Source organism: Runella aurantiaca (genome assembly GCF_003339505.1).
In the GTDB taxonomy this organism is placed as follows: domain Bacteria; phylum Bacteroidota; class Bacteroidia; order Cytophagales; family Spirosomataceae; genus Runella; species Runella aurantiaca.
This window is the reverse complement of the sequence record NZ_QPIW01000022.1, coordinates 75,090-90,182: the sequence shown is the minus strand read 5'-3', so window position 1 is coordinate 90,182 and position 15,093 is coordinate 75,090. Positions and strand designations below refer to the sequence as shown.

Below are 15,093 nucleotides of genomic sequence, written 5' to 3'. Positions count from 1 at the left end.
CATTCCTATGGATATCCGCAGTTGTTTCGACCATCGCCCAGTCTCACTTTGTACGACATTCAACGAGAGCGATATTTAGTGTATTGGGAGGTTAAATAGAAAAGATGCAGTTTCCAATTTCAAAAAATGAATTTCAAAAAACACCTTTTAGCCCTGTTTTTACTCTTTCTTCTGATACAAAGTAGCTATGCCCAAGTCTGGCAGTGGTCGGTATCGGTCGACAGTGTTATTTCTAACGAAAACAATTCGCGTCCTCAGGCATTTCTCTGGATTCCTGAAAACTGCAAACACGTTCGGGGCGTCATTTTGTGCCAGCACAATATGATCGAAGAAGGCATTTTGGAAAACGCTTCTTTTCGTAAAACCATGACTGAACTCGGCTTTGCCGAAGTTTGGATTACACCTGCATTGGATATTACATTTGACTTCACCAAGGGCGTTGACCGACACTTTGAACGCATGATGAAATCATTGGCTGATGTCTCAGGCTATGCCGAACTAGCCACTGCTCCCATTGTTCCGATGGGTCATTCGGCCTTGGCAAGTTATCCCTGGAATTTTGCGGCATGGAACCCCAATCGAACGCTTGCTGTAATTTCCATTCATGGAGATTCCCCATTGACTAAATTGACCGGCAGCGGACGACCCAATCCTGATTGGGGAAATCGGAGTATCGAAGGCCTACCAAGTTTGTTTGTGATGGGAGAATACGAATGGTGGGAAGCACGTATTCAACCGGGCTTTGATTACGTAGAAAAATATCCTAAAACGCCCATTTCATTCTTTGCCGATGCAGGTCACGGGCATTTTGACTATTCCGTCGAATTGATTAATTATCTAGCATTATTCATTAAAAAAGCAGCTCATTACCGTTTGCAAAAAAAAGAAAAGCAGCTCCTGCTACCTATTGACCCGCAAAAAGGTTGGCTGATGGACCGCTGGCATAAAGACAGCTTACCTACCGCGCAAGCCAAACCGTATGCACTTTACCAAGGAAATCGAAAACAGGCATCGTGGTGTTTTGACGAAGAAATGACCATCGCTACGGAGCGTTTTTATGCAAAAGCAAGAGGCAAACAAAATCAACAATTGGGTTTTATCCAACACGGAAATATCATAAAACCCACAGGAGGCCACGCCAATTATAACCTCAAATTTATGCCCTTAGAAGACGGTATCAGTTTTCATTTAAAAGGTTTTTTTGCGGATACTTCTCGCCTGAAACCTACTTTACATCGTCCTAAAAGTCAGGTAAGCATCGACCGAATTTGCGGACCCGTCAGGAAAATCAGCAATACCACCTTCCAGATCAACTTTTACCGAATGGGTTTCAACAATCCTAAACGCTCCAATGACATTTGGCTCTTGGCATCCAACAACGGCGACGAACACTACAAATCCGCCGTACAGCAGCTTAATATGCGTTTTCCATTGGTAAATAAAGAAGGAAAAGCACAGAAAATTACGTTTTCAACCCTTTCAAATCAAAAAGTTGGCAATAGCAAACTTCCACTTACGGCTACTTCCGATGCTGGACTTTCCATTTATTATTACGTCAAAGAAGGTCCAGCCAAAATTCAAGGCACGAACTTAATTTTCACGAAAATCCCTCCAAAATCTAAGTTTCCCGTAAAAGTTACCGTAGTAGCGTGGCAATACGGCATTGCTGGAAAAGTACAGTCGGCCGAGCCGGTGGAGAAATATTTTTATATAATGGGCTCAGCAAAGTAAACGTTGGAACATTTCTAATACGTAATCACCAGCGTCACGACCGATTCGGCGGGCAGTTCGAGAATGTTTTTATTGACTTTTCGGTGCATCAAATTTTCGGTTTGGGAGGTAACAAAGGCATCTGTTTTTTGGTTTTTTTGCTCTATTGGCAATTCAACCCGTTGACTTTCACCATTGTTCACAAACACCACGACAGCTTGATTCTTGGAGGCATATCCCGACACCAGCACGTTTTCAGCAGCCATATCCACTTTGATTCGTTTCATGTTGGGCCTGATAAATCTGCTATAATTCCCCAATGCCCACAACAATTTGGAGTCAAGCACATCGCCATCAAATTTATTTTTGTCGTTTTCTCCTTTTGCACCGTTGTTAAAGACGTAAATCAAACCGTCTTTAAAATCATTGGCACTCACCGAAAGCCACCAATGCCAAGCCGAAGCATTGGCGTGCGTGAGGTCGGCATGAATCACTTTGGCAACATACAAGGCCGTTTTCACGCCTAAATCCACCCCGTTTCCTTTGATTTCGCCCGCATTATCTCCCAAAATACAATATTCTGATTGCCAATATGGGATGTTTTGTTGCTTTATTTTATCCCCTAAGTCCTGCCTTTTACTGATGAGCTCGGCGGTGGGGGAAGTCGTAAAATAACTGTGACCGCACATTAGACTTTCAACCGATTTTAGGTTTCCTACGTAATTTGGGCTTGATTTGTCAAAAAAAGCCTCAATTTGATTATCCTGATGCACCTCCGAACGGTTGGTTTTGGATTTGTACAAATAATCAATTTGGGCCGCTTCGGGCAACACAATACGCGTTTTTAGCTTTTTCTGCCCAAAGGTTTCGTCAATCTTTCGAGTGGCCCAAGCGATGTCTTCGTTGTTGATGGGAGTTCCTTCCTGCGAGCCAAAGCCCGATTTTGATTTCGGGCCCCAATCCCATTGCGGCTCGTTGAACGGACTCAGGTAATCGAAGTTGAATTTGGCTGAAACTTGGGCCAGAAAATCAGCAAAATCATTCATTTTTGATTTGTCAAAATTCCATTCTCCCAGGTTACCACTGCCAATCGACAGCCCGTTTTTGGTCATCGAAACGGGCGCTGAATTGAGAAACCCAAGCGTAAAATCAACCCCGTGGCGTTTGGCTGCCTCCAAAAACCATTGTTGTCCCTGTTGTTTAGTCCAATCATATATTCCGTTTTCCAAAAAACACTCCGCTCGGCGCCATTCGTTGGTGATTTTGCTGCCGGTGCCCTGTTCTGTACTTCCCGCACCGATATTAAAGCGCCACATCGACAGCCCAATTCCTTTGGGATTTCCGGCAGCGTCAAGCTCCTTACTGAAAAGCAGTTCTGCAATCTTGTTGCGTTTTTCAATCGGATAATATCGGCCCACCATCTGCATAGACCAACAATCAGAAGCCCCAAAACTGTGCATGGTTTGGTACGTAACGGAGGGGTCGATGCTGAGTTTTTGGGCTATACTGACTTGAAAACCGAGTATCAGTAGAAAGAACAGCTGCTTCATGGGAGTTTTCATTTTTGCTTGCTTTTGATAAGTAAAGTACCAAAAACCCAACGATTACTCTAACCCAATGACCCAAGTTCCTTAGTTCACCCGTCCTTTCTCTTCATCGGCGGCGTTGTCGTTGTGGCGACGCTTGCGGGCAAAGGTGTCTTTCCCGAATCGATAAGTAAACGCCACGCCAACGCGCTGTGTATCCGATTCGTTGGTTTGAAAAAATTGCGCCTGTTTGATGCTGACCGAACGGTTGTACCGAATCCATGAGTGAAAAATATCCTCTACGGAGATTCGTATGCTTGCTTTATCTTTCAAAATTTTCTTTTGCACGGCCCCGCCCACGCGGTACATCATGCCCGTATAAGCTTGTCCGTTGAGGTCTGAACTGGCATAATATCCTGACAAATCGGCACTCCAGCCTTTGTTCAATCGAAATTGGTTGTACACTTCAAACCGTGCTACATAGGCGCTTGGGTTCAATTTTTCGGTATAACTCATGCCGTTGAGCCCCATGTGTGATAATCTTAAGGTATAAATTAGGTTCCACCATTTGGTCGGCGAACTGGACACCGTCGTGTTGAGTATCAGCATAAAGCCTTTGGCTACGTTGTTGGGACGCGTAATAAAAATGGTATCAATGGCTTCGGTCGTTTGAAAAATCACGTTGGTGAAACGGTTATAACTCAAGCCCATTTGCAACCACTGTTTGTGCTGAAATTTTAATTCGATTCGATTCTGGTATTGAGGAATCAACAAGGGATTACCGGCCGTATAAGAATATTGGTCACGAAAAAAGACAAATGGATTAAGCGCCTGGTAATCAGGCCGATTTATTCTCCGCGTAAAGCTCAAATTCAAAGAATTCTTATTCAAACTGTCCAGCTTATAATTGATAAATACGCTTGGAAAGAGCTTCGTATAATTTTTAGTAAAAGTACTTCCTACTACCGCTTCGTTGCCTAATTGATTGCCTCGGGCTTGGGTAGTTTCGGCACGCAGACCCAACTGCATTCCCACCCGTTTCCATTCTTTTCGGGTGTTGAAATAGGCCGCGTTGATGTTTTCCCGGTACTTAAAATGATTGGACTTCCCGTTATCAATCGTTTGAACATTCCCTTTTACATCAAAATAAGTAGATTTGTTATCGTTATCAATGACACTGGATTTGAGTCCCGCTTCCCAACTTGCCTTGTTTTTTAGAGGGTGAACATAATCTGCCTTGGCCGTATAGATATTAATATTGCCAGGAACCAAGTATAAGAACTCGTCGCCATCAATTAAACTACCTTCGGGCAGGTACCGAAAATTTTGCACCCGCTGATTTCCATCGCCTCGGTAATTGAGATAGTTTAGGTCGGCCATTAACTCCCGTCCTGCTTTGTTGAATTTATGCTGGAGGTTGAGGTTACTACCGAAATTCCTTCTTTTATCATTCACTAGGGTACTTCCATCTCCTCTGGCATCAAGCAAACGGTCGGTATTATAGTTATTACTGTTGTAATCTATCCTTGTGTTTCGGGCGCCCCCATTCATGTTAATCAACAAACCATAAGTTGTTTTTGGGGTAGCGGCGTAATCCACCCCCCAAATGGCATTCAGGCCTTTATTGCGGGAGATATTGTCATTGAGGAGCAATACGTTCGAAATCTGTTGGCCTTCGGTGTTGTAAAAGCGTCGATCAAAAATATCGTTGTTGTAATTTTTTTCTTTGTTTAAGCCTAAGTTGGCAAATACATTGAGTTTTTTATGGTTATAATTCAGGTTCATGGAGCCATTGTGTCTTGCGTAAACGCCTTGGCTAGAACCCATTGACACATTACCCGTAAATCCCCCTACCCTGTTCTTTTTCAGGCGAATATTGATGATGGCATTGCCGCCTGCATCGTATTTTGCAGAGGGATTATCCATCAATTCGATTTTATCCAACAATCCACCCGGCAGAGATTTCAAGTACGCGGCCAAATCGGGGCCCGACATGTACGTGGCGCGGCCGTCAATCAGTACCAAGATGCCGCTTCGGCCGTTGAGACTGATTTCGCCGTTCATCCCTACGGTCACGCCTGGCGTTTTTTCCAATACTTCCAGCGTATTGCTCGTGGCACTACTAATCATGGACTCTACATTTACGATGGTTTTGTCCATATCTTGCTCAATCAGCGGACGTTTGGCTTTGACTACCACTTCCTTTAATTCAATGTTTTTGGCGGGTAAAAGCACAATGACGGGCAAAACAATACTACTTCGTACATCATCAATTGTAAGCACCGCGCTCATGTAGTTTTTTTGGCTCATTGCGGTGATTGCCAACAGATATGTTCCGTTTTGCAGGTTATTAAATTGAAATTTTCCGTTTGCGTTGGTAATTTCTCCCGAAATCATCGTCGAATCCGTGGCTTTAAGTAACTTCACGGTAGCGCCCGGAACGGTTTCATTATGGGTATCTTTGACCGTACCAGAAATTGTTTTTTGGGCGTAAATAGACAATGACAAAAGGGTTAAAAGTAAAATGGCTGCTGTTTTCATGGACGTGTGTGTTAGTGATGAGAATCGGCTTATAAATTGTTAGGACAAAGATGAAAGCCGTTGGTCAGCCCTCGAAAAAATCATGTCGAAGCTTGCCGAGAACCTGACAGAAACGCATTTTTGGATGATAAACCAGTTGGTGCGTTTACGCAAGGTTTCCGTCATGGATTTGGGCGTATTCGTCCTGAAAATGGCCGCACATTTACTAAATTCCTCAACTTTGCCCACCGATTTAATAAAACACAGGTAAACAGTACCCTCATGAGTAGTTCAAACAATCATTGGCTAACCTCTTTTTTCGGGAAGAACCTTTATATTTTCCTATCACTTCTTTTCAGCATTCCGCTCTTTCTTATGATTGAGACGTACGTCAAGGCCATAGGAATCCACGAAGACGAGGCCGTTGCGGCGACCGTTACGTTCTTATTCGTTATTGGGGTATTTGCAGGGAGGTATCTTTCCCAACTTTGGATTTCGTCCACGCAACCAATTTCCAATGAAATCATCATTGGAGTAATCCTTCTAATCATCGGCTGTGTTGTTGGGTTGTTTGCTCTTCCTTTTCAGGGGAATAAGGCAACTCAACTTTTGTTTTGGATTCCGTTCGTTTTCGTTCCTTTGGCCTTGGGGACTTTGATTAAGATGGTTCGCCACAATGTCCAACATCAACTCCGGGAAGCCCAACAGGTTGCCGCGCAAAGCAAAAGCGAACTGCAATTGTTGCAGTCGCAATTGAGTCCGCATTTTTTGTTCAACACGCTCAATAACCTCTATGGGCTGTCGATTACGCAACACGAAAAAATCCCGCCCTTGTTGTTAAAATTGGCTGATTTACTGCGTTATTCGGTCTATGACGCCAAAGAAGTATTTGTGCCGTTACAAGACGAATTGGCCTATATCAACAATTACATCGACTTTGAAAAAATACGTATTGGAGAGCGGTTGCTGCTACGTGCCGCCATTGAATCCCTTCCTAAACCCGACATCAAAATTGCCCCGATGTTGTTGATCGTCTTTATTGAAAATGCTTTTAAACATTCCAAAAACACAGTAGACGAAACCATTTTTGTGGACTTGACGCTTAAAACGTGGTCAGATTCCATCCTGTTTTCCGTAAAAAATTCTTACAACCCAACGAAGCAATCTGAAAGTACCCCTGAAAAACACAGCGGCTTTGGCCTTGTCAGTGTTAGAAAACGGCTCGAATTACTTTATCCTAATCAGTACGATTTGAAGATTGAAGCGAAAGACGGTTTTTATCACGTCATGCTTCAGTTGAAAATGAAGTAAGAGAGAAGAAAGTATGAGTTAGGAGATATGCGTAATTTTCGATTTCCTACCTCTTACCTCCTGTTTCCTACATCCTATTACTTCTTACTTCCTACTTTCTAAATCTTATTTCAGTAACTTTTTGCAAAAACCCCTATGCCCCAAATCAATTGCTTAATCGTTGATGATGAACCCATTGCCCGCGAAATCATCAAAGCCTATTGCGGTCATTTGCCCATGCTTCACATTGCGGCGGCGGTTGGAAATGCGTTGGAGGCTAAAACAATTCTGCAAAGTCAACGAATTGACATTCTTTTTTTGGACATAAACATGCCCGTGCTCAACGGCATTGCATTTCTAAAAACCCTCAGAAATCAACCGCAGGTTATTTTTACCACGGCATATAAAGAATATGCGGTGGATGCCTTCGACCTTGCCGCCATTGATTACCTGCTAAAACCTTTCTCGCTTGAGCGCTTTATTGTGGCCGTGGACAAAGCGTTGGAAAGGTTGATACTTCCGGAACAGGTCGGAATGGAAAACGGAAAAACGGAGAATTATCTGTTTCTGAAATTTGACGGAAAAATCTACAAAATCATGCACGACGAGCTGCTGTTTGCCGAAGCGCAGGGCAATTACATCAAAATTGTCACTATCCAAAATACATTACTTCCAAGCATGACCTTTTCGGGTTTTGAGGAATTATTGCCAAAATCTTTGTTTTTGCGGGTGCATCGTTCATTTATCATCAACAAAGCCAGGATTACGCACATTGAAGGCAATCGTGTTTTTATTCAAAACCACGAAATCCCCATCGGTAGTAGCTACCGCGAAGACTTCTTAAAAAGTTTGGGGATTTAACCTCCCAACACATCTCAATATCAATATATACGTTTACATTTATGGATAAAAAATCAAGAATTTATACACCTTTCAAGAGAATCTATGATTTTTTATTGGTTAATTTACTTTTAACCGCATTTTTGATTTTTTTTACATAAATCGTCCAAAGTTCGTATCAAATTGATTGTATATGTCGATAAAAGTTGCTATTTCCCACAAAACTAAATACATCTTCGACCGAAGTGTCAGCCTTTCACCGCACATTTTTCGGTTGCGCCCTGCCCCTCACTCGCGCACGCCGATTGAAGGGTATTCGTTTAAGATTTCGCCCAAAAACCATTTTATCAACTGGCAGCAGGACCCTTTCGGTAATTATCAGGCACGGGTGGTTTTTCCCGAAAAAACGACCGAACTGAGCATCGAAGTAGAGGTCATTGCCAAAATGCAGGTCATCAATCCGTTTGACTTTTTTGTGGAAGAATACGCCGAAAAATTCCCTTTTCAGTACGACAAACTCCTCAAAAATGAACTTACACCCTATCTGGAAGCCCGCGAAGCAGGGCCGATGTTGATGGATTGGATTGAGAAAAACAAGATTACGACCGACATCAAAACCGTTGATTATCTGGTCTATCTCAACCAAAAACTCTTCAAAGACCTCTTTTATAATGTTCGTATGGAACCCGGCGTTCAGACCTGCGAACAAACCCTCACCAGTTTGAGCGGCTCTTGCCGTGATTCGGCTTGGTTGTTGGTGCAGATTCTTCGGCATCTGGGCATTGCATCCCGCTTCGTGTCGGGCTATTTGGTACAGCTGACCTCCGACGTTAAATCACTCGACGGCCCTTCTGGCCCCGAAGCTGACTTCACGGATTTGCACGCTTGGGCCGAGGCCTACGTGCCCGGCGCAGGCTGGATTGGCCTTGACCCTACCTCGGGGCTTTTTGCGAGCGAGGGACACATTCCGCTGTGCTGCACACCAGACTACGCCAGCGCCGCGCCTGTAACGGGGGCAACCGACGTATGTGAAGTAAGTTTTGAGTTCGACAACCGGGTCTACCGCATCCATGAAGACCCCCGCGTGACCAAGCCCTACACCGAAGAGCAGTGGGTAAACATCATGCAGGTAGGAAATGACGTAGAAAAGGATTTGCAGGAAGGCGACGTACGACTCACGATGGGCGGCGAGCCGACTTTTGTTTCAATTGATGATTTTGAATCGCCCGAATGGAATTCCACCGCCGATGGCCCCTTGAAGCGTAAATTGGCCTATGACTTGGCCCTGCGTCTCAAAAATCGGTTTGCACACGGTGGCCTGCTTCATTTTGGACAAGGGAAATGGTATCCTGGGGAGTTATTTCCGCGTTGGCAATACGCGCTCTACTGGCGCAAGGACGGCCAAACCTTGTGGAAAAACGACGCATTGGTGGCCAAAGAAGATGGTCCGAAATTTACGTTTAGAGATGCTGAATTATTTGCGTCTGAGCTGACCAAATACCTCGGAATCAATCCTAATAACTTAACACCCACCTACGAAGACCCCATTTATTGGGCCTTGGAGGAAGGAAAACTGCCCGTAAATATCGACCCGTTGGCCGTCAATCTGAAAGATTCGGTTGAGCGTCAGACGTTGGCAAAACTATTGGAAAAAGGCTTAAATAACCCAGCAGGCTACGTTTTGCCCATCAAATGGGATTGGCGGACGCAAGCTTGGACAAGCTGCGTGTGGCAGTTTAGACGTAATCATTGCTATTTAATCCCGGGGAATTCTCCCGTTGGATTACGTTTGCCTCTCGAATCACTACCAGAAGTAACCAAAGACAAGCGCGAAGACCCCATCGAGCGGAGTCCGTTTGAAGATTTGCCACCCTTGGGTCAATACGGAGGCGTGGTTGAAAAACGCTACGGCACCATCGCCCCAGATTATAAAGCTCCTGTTTCTCCGATAAAAAAGGCGGAATCAGAAGAAAAAACGGAAGAGAACGCAACTGAAAAAACGGTGGCTTACGAAGTCGACACCTTCAAAACGGCCCTTTCGGTGGAAGAGCGTGATGGCATTGTTTACGTGTTCCTCCCTCCTACCGAATACTTAGAACATTACTTGGATTTGATGGCTTCCATTGAAGCCACGGCCGAAAAACTCCAAATTCCAGTACGAATTGAAGGCTATACGCCACCGTCGGATTACCGTTTACAAAAATTGATTGTCTCTCCCGACCCGGGTGTGATTGAGGTCAACATTCATCCTTCCAAATCGTGGGGAGAACTGGTAGACAACATCAGTGCCCTCTATGAAGAGGCATTTTTTGCCCGTTTGGGCACCGACAAGTTTATGGTGGATGGGCGGCATACCGGCACGGGCGGCGGCAACCACGTCACCATTGGTGGCGCAGTTCCTGCCGACAGTCCCGTACTTCGTCGACCCGATTTGCTGCGCAGTTTGATTACCTATTGGCAGCACCACCCAGCACTAAGTTATTTGTTTGCGGGTTCATTCATTGGCCCAACGAGTCAAGCACCCCGCATCGACGAAGGCCGCGACGAACGCCTATACGAAGCCGAAATTGCCTTTGACCAAATACCCGATGATGGAGAAGTGCCGTTTTGGATGGTCGACCGAATATTCCGCAACCTGTTGGTGGATGTGACGGGAAATACCCACCGCACCGAGTTCTGCATTGACAAACTGTATTCACCTGATTCCTCAACGGGGCGATTGGGAATTCTGGAATTCCGGGCGTTTGACATGCCGCCACATAAACACATGAACTTGGTACAAACCTTGTTAGTGCGGGCATTGATTGCCAAATTCTGGAAACAACCTTACAAGAAAAAACTGATTCGGTGGGGTACTGAATTGCACGACCGCTTTTTGTTGCCACACTTTGCCTATCTCGACATGGTCGACGTGGTCAACGACCTCAAAGACGCGGGTTATGCCTTCGATATTTCGTGGTTTGATCCTTTCTTTGAATTCCGTTTTCCACATTACGGCAACATCACGGTCGACAATATGCAACTCGAAATTCGGCTCGGCATTGAGCCTTGGCACGTACTTGGAGAAGAATTATCTAGCTCAGGAACAGCGCGTTTTGTCGACTCTTCCCTTGAACGTTTACAAGTAAAAGTAAGCGGTTTTGTGCAAGACCGGCACATTTTGGTTTGTAACGGCTGCCGGGTTCCGCTCCGCAGTACCGCCGTCAAAAGTGAATTTGTGGCGGGCATACGCTACAAGGCCTGGAACCCGCCGTCGGCACTTCACCCGACGGTCGGGGTAGATGCACCGCTGGTATTCGACGTGGTAGACACTTGGAACAACCGCGTATTGGGCGGCTGCACCTATTTTGTGTCGCACCCAGGAGGCCGCAGTTTTGACACTTACCCCGTCAATAGTTACGAAGCCGAATCCCGAAAAATTAGTCGTTTTTGGGGCTTTGGACACACGCCATCCAACGAAAATCAGGAAGCATCAGTACCCGTTCAGCAGGCTACTTCCACCATTTCTCGGTTTGTGGCCGAAAGCAAAAAAGACCTAAAAATTGATACGCCGATTGAGTTAATCAATCCTGAATATCCAAATACGCTGGATTTACGAAGATTTTGGCGCGCAAAGTAGTAATTTAGGGCCATAATACCTTTTTGATATTATTCGTAACCTATCCCTAATGCACACAGGCACCGCTCTTGATTTATTCCAATCGTATCGACAGGAAATTAATTCCTACGACGAAACCATCGGCCCCGATGGTCGCGTTAAGCCCCACTGGCAAACGCTTTTTGCGTCGCTCGAACGACTGGGAATCAAAGAGCTAGAAGTGCGTAATCAGGAGATTATCAACAGATTACGAGAGAATGGTGTTACGTACAATATTTATGACAGTTCCGATGGTCTGAATCGCCCTTGGCAACTCGATCCCATTCCTTTTCTCATTGAGCGAAAGGAATGGGATCATATTTCAAAAGGCCTCAAACAACGGGCATTGGTGCTCGACTTGATGCTAAAAGACATCTATGGCCCCCAAAAACTGGTCAAAGATGACATTTTACCGCCCGAATTGGTATTTGACAACACAGGTTTTTGTCGACCTTGTTTTGACATAAAAATCCCTTCCCAAAATCAATTGATTTTGTACGCCGCCGACATGGCGCGGGGCCCCGATGGCCGAATGTGGCTCGTCGATAACCGTACCCAAGTTCCTTCTGGGGCGGGCTATACGCTCGAAAACCGCCGCATCATGAGCAAGTTGCTGCCTGAGCTGACCGAAGGAATGTTTGTAAATCGGCTTTCTCCTTTTTTCAATCATTTTAGTCAAACCGTTGCAGGGTTTGCTAATCGGGGCAAAGAAAATCCAAACATTGTTTATCTTACCCCCGGCTCCAACAACGAAACCTATTTTGAACACGCTTATTTGGCCTCCTATTTGGGCTATACGCTGGCCCAAGGCGACGATTTATTGGTCCGCAACGGCTACGTTTGGTTAAAATCCATCGACGGTTTGGAACGCGTGGATGTCATCGTACGCCGCGTTGACGACGATTGGTGTGACCCGCTCGAACTGCGGGAAGATTCCCGCTTGGGTGTACCCGGGCTGTTGCACGTCATTCGCTCGGGCAATGTCACAGTGCTAAACCCACCCGGGGCAAGTGTGCTCGAAAACAGCGCCTTTTTGGCATTTATGAACATTACGTGCCGCTATTTTTTGGGGGAAGAACTCATTATGCCATCGATTGCGACTTGGTGGTGCGGCCAACCCAAAGAGCGCAATTTCGTGTTGGCCAACCTTCACCGGTTAATCATCAAAAAAGCCAATCGAAAGCAAAAATTCCGGTCCTTGTATGGGCGTCTGTTGACCAACGAACAGCTCAGCGACCTTAGAAACGCCATTCTCCAAAATCCGCATGAATATGTGGCGCAGGAAGAGGTGAGCCTTTCAACCACTCCGTCGCTGATTGATGGAAAAATCGAGCCTCGCTTGGCTTCGCTCCGGGCTTTTTTGGTTTCCGACGGCAATGACTATCAGGTGATGCAGGGCGGCTTGACCCGCAGTTCGGCTGAAAAAGACAGGTACATCATTTCAAATCAATACGGCGGAATTTCCAAAGACACTTGGATTGTTTCGGACACGATGCCCGAGGTCAAGAGCAAAATTATTGTTCCTAAATCCCTGCCCGTCATTCACCATACTTCGCTGCCGAGCCGTACCGCCGAAAACCTGTTTTGGGTAGGCCGCTACAGCGAACGCACCATGGCGCTGACCAAATTTTTGACCATCGTCATCAACGCACTCAACGAAAACGTAGCTTTTCGGGGTTCGTACAAATCAGAGTACATCGACATTTTGTTGCAATCCATTACCCACCTGACCTTTACGTATCCAGGCTTTACGGACGAAAAGAATGAAGAAATTCGCGAAAATCCGTACGTAGAAATCATTGAATTGATACGAAACGCTCAAAAATCAGGCTCGGTGGCCGCGCATTTGGGCTCATTTCTGATGGCGGTCATTAGCGTCAGCGACAAATGGAACAACGATACCCGGCGGATTATTAACTTGATTGAAAACAGTCAAAAAAAGGTCGTCAACGCCGACATCCAGAATCCTAACGGTTTTCAAAAAGTACTGGACAAGCTGCACATTCGCCTGTTTACTTTCTACGGCATTATTTCTGAATCCATGCCGCGCGACAACGGCTACTATCTGTTGGAAGCGGGAAAACTCGTAGAGCGGGTGCTTTCTCGTATCAGTATTATTCGCTCTTTTTTTAGCTTTAAAAATGACGAAAATATTGAAAGTGAGCTCATTGAAGCCCTGTTAACCAATCAACACCTGCTGGTTCATTACCGTCAGATTTACAAAACAAGCTTTAATTTAGAAGCTACCCTCGACATGGTTTTATTGGACAATAAGCTCCCTTATTCGTTGGTGTATCAACTAGATATGTTGTCGGACTGCCTAAGTCAACTTCCCAAAAATGCGCAATTCGACCGTTTAAATCAAGCCGAAAAAGCCGTTTTGGAGGCGTCCGCTAAAATTAAACTAGCCGATATTTCCAAACTAAGCGCCTGTCAGCCCAGCACCTTGTTTCGAGAAAACTTAGATGGTTTGTTATCGGAGGTGACCGATTTGATTTCGTCAGTTACCCTGAGTTTGACCCATTTGTATTTCATGCATACCGTCATTCAAAATGTTTTGCTGGAGGGGACGGATAACAACGACATTCATGAAGTATAAGCTAACGCATCGAACGCACTATAAATACGTGGTACCAGTAAATACCTACCACAGCTTGGTTTGTTTGAAACCCCAAACCATGAAGGGACAACTTTGTCATTCATTTTCGCTCCACATCACGCCCCACCCCGTTGAAGTGGTCCCGAGGACTGATTTTTTTGGCAATACATTGCATTATTTTTCCATAGATGTTTCGCACAAAGAATTGGAGGTTGTGGCCGAAAGTGCCGTGGAAAGTTTCCCCAAAACCATTTTGTCCGAAAGCCTCTCAATGACCTGTAAAGAAGCCCGTCACTACGTTTGGAATACCCATTTATTGAAAGCGGAACTGTTGCAATATATGTTGCCGAGTCCGTTTATTACGTGGGACGATGAAATCAGGGATTTTGCCCGGGATTGTTTTGCCGATACCCTTCCTCTATACGACTGCGTGCGGAGGTTGTGCCATAAAATATTCACTGAATTTGCTTTTGTTTCCGACTTCACCAGCCTTAATACACCCCTCAAAACCGTCTTGAAAGAGCGCAAAGGCGTATGTCAAGATTTTTCCCATTTGGCCATTGCTTGTCTACGAAGTTTGGGATTCCCAGCCCGTTACGTAAGCGGCTATATTGAGACTTTACCCCCACCCGGCAAGAAAAAACTGCAAGGTTCGGATGCTTCCCACGCGTGGTTGTCGGTTTATATTCCTAACATGGGTTGGTGCGAATTTGACCCGACCAACGACATGATTCCGCAGGAAAGGCACATTATCACGGCCTACGGACGAGATTACGGCGACATTGCCCCGCTGAAGGGCATCATTTTCAGTTCTGGCAAACATACCTTATCCGTCGCGGTCAATTTAGTCCCGCTAGAACTTGGGTAGTTGGTCGTGGTTTGGTCATGCGATAGTTATGTGTTGTCATAAAATTGCCATGACAGCAAAAATACCATCTCATGTGCATTTCTTGACCACTCGTAAAATCACT

General features: G+C 45.3%; 8 protein-coding genes. 6 read left to right on the top strand and 2 right to left on the bottom strand.

Features of this window, described 5'->3' with window-relative positions:
- Positions 1–126: 126 nt before the first annotated feature.
- Positions 127–1,731, top strand: coding sequence for a hypothetical protein (locus DVG78_RS21695; RefSeq protein ID WP_114463131.1), 1,605 nt, complete (start codon positions 127–129; stop codon positions 1,729–1,731).
- A 14-nt stretch (positions 1,732–1,745) separates the two neighbouring features.
- On the opposite strand, the gene DVG78_RS21690 is transcribed toward DVG78_RS21695, so the two are convergent.
- Both DVG78_RS21690 and DVG78_RS21685 read right to left on the bottom strand, forming a co-directional pair.
- On the bottom strand, positions 1,746–3,260 hold the full coding sequence (locus DVG78_RS21690) for a glycoside hydrolase (protein ID WP_114463153.1): 1,515 nt from the start codon (positions 3,258–3,260) through the stop codon (positions 1,746–1,748).
- An 81-nt stretch (positions 3,261–3,341) separates the two neighbouring features.
- Positions 3,342–5,777 carry a TonB-dependent receptor gene (locus DVG78_RS21685; RefSeq protein WP_114463130.1) on the bottom strand — a complete coding sequence of 812 codons (2,436 nt, stop codon included), beginning with the start codon at positions 5,775–5,777 and terminating at the stop codon, positions 3,342–3,344.
- A 120-nt stretch (positions 5,778–5,897) separates the two neighbouring features.
- Here DVG78_RS21685 and DVG78_RS21680 point away from each other — a divergent pair, with 120 nt between their 5' ends.
- From DVG78_RS21680 to DVG78_RS21660, 5 genes are all read left to right on the top strand, one after another.
- On the top strand, positions 5,898–7,067 hold the full coding sequence (locus tag DVG78_RS21680) for a sensor histidine kinase (RefSeq protein ID WP_147277141.1): 1,170 nt from the start codon (positions 5,898–5,900) through the stop codon (positions 7,065–7,067).
- A 135-nt stretch (positions 7,068–7,202) separates the two neighbouring features.
- On the top strand, positions 7,203–7,907 hold the full coding sequence (locus tag DVG78_RS21675) for a LytR/AlgR family response regulator transcription factor (protein WP_114463128.1): 705 nt from the start codon (positions 7,203–7,205) through the stop codon (positions 7,905–7,907).
- A 172-nt stretch (positions 7,908–8,079) separates the two neighbouring features.
- Positions 8,080–11,505: a transglutaminase family protein gene (locus DVG78_RS21670; protein ID WP_114463127.1), complete on the top strand. Its 3,426-nt coding sequence runs from the start codon at positions 8,080–8,082 to the stop codon at positions 11,503–11,505.
- Between the two features lie 49 nt (positions 11,506–11,554).
- Positions 11,555–14,122: a circularly permuted type 2 ATP-grasp protein gene (locus tag DVG78_RS21665; RefSeq protein WP_114463126.1), complete on the top strand. Its 2,568-nt coding sequence runs from the start codon at positions 11,555–11,557 to the stop codon at positions 14,120–14,122.
- A complete protein-coding gene (locus DVG78_RS21660; RefSeq protein WP_114463125.1) occupies positions 14,112–14,990 on the top strand; it encodes a transglutaminase family protein in 879 nt (292 codons plus the stop codon). The genes DVG78_RS21665 and DVG78_RS21660 overlap by 11 nt, the downstream gene beginning before the upstream one ends.
- Positions 14,991–15,093 lie beyond the last annotated feature (103 nt).

Bases quoted from the DNA above. Each gene is read 5' to 3' on its own strand.
- DVG78_RS21695 (WP_114463131.1), top strand. From the start codon at position 127: ATGAATTTCAAAAAACACCTTTTAGCCCTGTTTTTACTCTTTCTTCTG.
- DVG78_RS21690 (WP_114463153.1), bottom strand. From the start codon at position 3,260: ATGAAGCAGCTGTTCTTTCTACTGATACTCGGTTTTCAAGTCAGTATA.
- DVG78_RS21685 (WP_114463130.1), bottom strand. From the start codon at position 5,777: ATGAAAACAGCAGCCATTTTACTTTTAACCCTTTTGTCATTGTCTATT.
- DVG78_RS21675 (WP_114463128.1), top strand. From the start codon at position 7,203: ATGCCCCAAATCAATTGCTTAATCGTTGATGATGAACCCATTGCCCGC.
- DVG78_RS21670 (WP_114463127.1), top strand. From the start codon at position 8,080: ATGTCGATAAAAGTTGCTATTTCCCACAAAACTAAATACATCTTCGAC.
- DVG78_RS21665 (WP_114463126.1), top strand. From the start codon at position 11,555: ATGCACACAGGCACCGCTCTTGATTTATTCCAATCGTATCGACAGGAA.
- DVG78_RS21660 (WP_114463125.1), top strand. From the start codon at position 14,112: ATGAAGTATAAGCTAACGCATCGAACGCACTATAAATACGTGGTACCA.